Source organism: Leyella stercorea (assembly GCF_021531655.1).
Genome location: NZ_JADYUF010000095.1, coordinates 1 through 2,179, shown reverse-complemented (window position 1 = coordinate 2,179; position 2,179 = coordinate 1). Strand labels below are relative to the sequence as shown.

Here is a 2,179-nt window from a genome sequence, read left to right as displayed (position 1 = left end):
ACCGAGAAGAGGATGCCATGATGCACTGCGTGGAGCGCAAAGGATAATCAACGAGGGCTACACCTATGTAGTAGACCTCGACCTTGAACGCTTCTTCGATACCGTGAACCATAGCAAACTCATAGAAATCCTCAGCCGTACCATTAAAGACGGCAGAGTGGTCAGTCTTATACACAAATATCTCCGAAGTGGTGTAATGAACAAAGGTTTGTTTGAAGCGAGCGAGGAAGGGACTCCCCAAGGAGGACCGCTAAGTCCGTTGTTGAGTAACATAAATCTCGAATGGTACCCAAAATAGGAACCGCCGTATGCGGAACCGCATGTACGGTGGTGTGAGAGGTCGGTAGACACGAAAATAGGAGATAAACACCTATAATTAGTGTTTACCTCCTACTCGATTTGCAATAAAATAAAAAGCCCTACCCCCGACCCCTCCCCCGCAGGGAGGGGAGTAGATACCGTTGTCTTCTGCGCTTTATTGTCTAACTGCTCTGTAACACGTAACTTTGTACTACGCTTTATTGCAGAACGTAGCTGTAGGAGTCTATGGCGTCCTCGCCGTAGACTGAGCAAGCAAATACAGCAGTAGCAGAAACAACTGTAGCGAAGGTCTTTTGCCTCCGTTACTGGTTAATTATTCGAGGGTGAGTCAAAACTCAATTATATGGGCTGAAAGCCCAATAAGCACATAGCCACAGGCAGCGCCTTGGGTGTACGGATTGAAAATAGCAAAACGCCCTGCAATGGCAAAAGCATTGATAATTAACGCTTTTGCCCTTACAGGGCGCATTGTTTTTGGTGGCTTTTTACCTCAGGGCGTTGCCCTGGGCTATGTGCTTCTGCCCCTTCGGGGCGTGCTGCTTAGACTTTTGATACACTCTCCTCCTATGCTAACTCGCTAAAAGCACGTCATACCCTCTCCTATATACAGCAATAGCGGAGGCTACGGCAAGAATGCCATAACCTCCGCTACATACCACTCCCCTCCCTACGGGGGAGGGCAGGGGGTGGGCTTTTGGGGCTTACTGCTTTTTACTTCACGTTCTTCACCTCTTCGGGCAACACGGGCATTGCACCGTTCTGTGTGCATACGTATGCGCTTACGTGTACGGCGCGCTTGTGGGCCTCGGCAACGCTCATACCATCGAGGATAGAAGCGCAGAATGTGCCGGTGAACGAGTCGCCTGCGCCTACTGTGTCAGCCACTTCAACCTTCGGAGTGGACTGGAACGACATGGTGCCCGGTGTGAACACATAGCTGCCGTTGGTGCCGCAGGTGAGCACGAGCATGTCGAGGTCGTACTTGCCGAGGATCAGCCAGCACTTGTTCTCGATGTCAAGACCCGGATAGCCGAACATTCTGCCGATGAGAACCAATTCCTCGTCGTTGATCTTAAGCACGTTGCAGCGCTTCATACTCTCGCAGATAATCTCCTTGGTATAGAAGTTCTGGCGCAGGTTGATGTCGAAAATCTTCATGCAGTCCTTAGGCGTTGCGTCGAGGAACTTATAGATAGACTCACGGCTCACTACGTTGCGCTGAGCCAACGAACCCCAGCATACGGCACGTGCGTTCTCGGCAATAGCCTTAACTTCGTCGGTGAATGGGATGTTGTCCCATGCTACGTTCTCCTTAATATCATATGTGGGTATGCCCTCATCGTCAAGTGTCACCTGAACAGTGCCAGTTGGATAGGGCACGCGTGGCATGCAATACTGCAACTTCTTCTCCTCAAGCTGCTGGATGGTCTCCTCAGCAAGCTTGTCCTCGCCAAGAGCACTCACAGCGATGGAGTTGAGTCCGAACTGTCCTGCGTGGAATGCGAAGTTTGCAGGAGCACCACCAAGTTTCTTTCCCTCAGGAAGCACATCCCAGAGTGCCTCACCAAGACCTACTACGTATTTTGTATTCATAATAATAGCCCAAGCACTATCTACAACCTCTCCGTCTATGGAGGGTAGTGATGTGCGACGATGGGTGTCGGTTTTTGGTTGTTTTATATTAATGTATTTAGTAAATTAAAATCATGCAGCATTACTGCTGTGGCCTTATTGAGCCTCTTTAAGCCTTACTAGGCCTTTTTAAGCCCTCTTGAAAAACTTGCCAAGTCCTAATCCCGTTTCTCAATCTTCAAGTCATTTTACTCCCCTCCCTACGGGGGAGGGGCAGGGGGTGGGG

2 protein-coding genes and 1 pseudogene are annotated in these 2,179 nt (G+C 50.0%); 1 reads left to right on the top strand and 2 read right to left on the bottom strand.

All coding sequences use genetic code 11. The annotated features are described in order from the left end of the window. Window positions 1-280 (top strand): annotated as a pseudogene (locus I6E49_RS14135) (reverse transcriptase domain-containing protein); the annotation flags it as partial. 369 nt (window positions 281-649) lie between these two features. On the opposite strand, the gene I6E49_RS14130 reads toward I6E49_RS14135, so the two are convergent. Further along, window positions 650-790: a hypothetical protein gene (locus I6E49_RS14130; RefSeq protein WP_235403119.1), complete on the bottom strand. Its 141-nt coding sequence runs from the start codon at window positions 788-790 to the stop codon at window positions 650-652. A 242-nt stretch (window positions 791-1,032) separates the two neighbouring features. Then, window positions 1,033-1,914 carry a carbohydrate kinase family protein gene (locus tag I6E49_RS14125; RefSeq protein ID WP_235403118.1) on the bottom strand — a complete coding sequence of 294 codons (882 nt, stop codon included), beginning with the start codon at window positions 1,912-1,914 and terminating at the stop codon, window positions 1,033-1,035. Window positions 1,915-2,179 lie beyond the last annotated feature (265 nt).

Coding starts and splice junctions, on each gene's coding strand:
- I6E49_RS14125 (WP_235403118.1), bottom strand. CDS start 1,914: ATGAATACAAAATACGTAGTAGGTCTTGGTGAGGCACTCTGGGATGTG.
- I6E49_RS14130 (WP_235403119.1), bottom strand. CDS start 790: ATGCGCCCTGTAAGGGCAAAAGCGTTAATTATCAATGCTTTTGCCATT.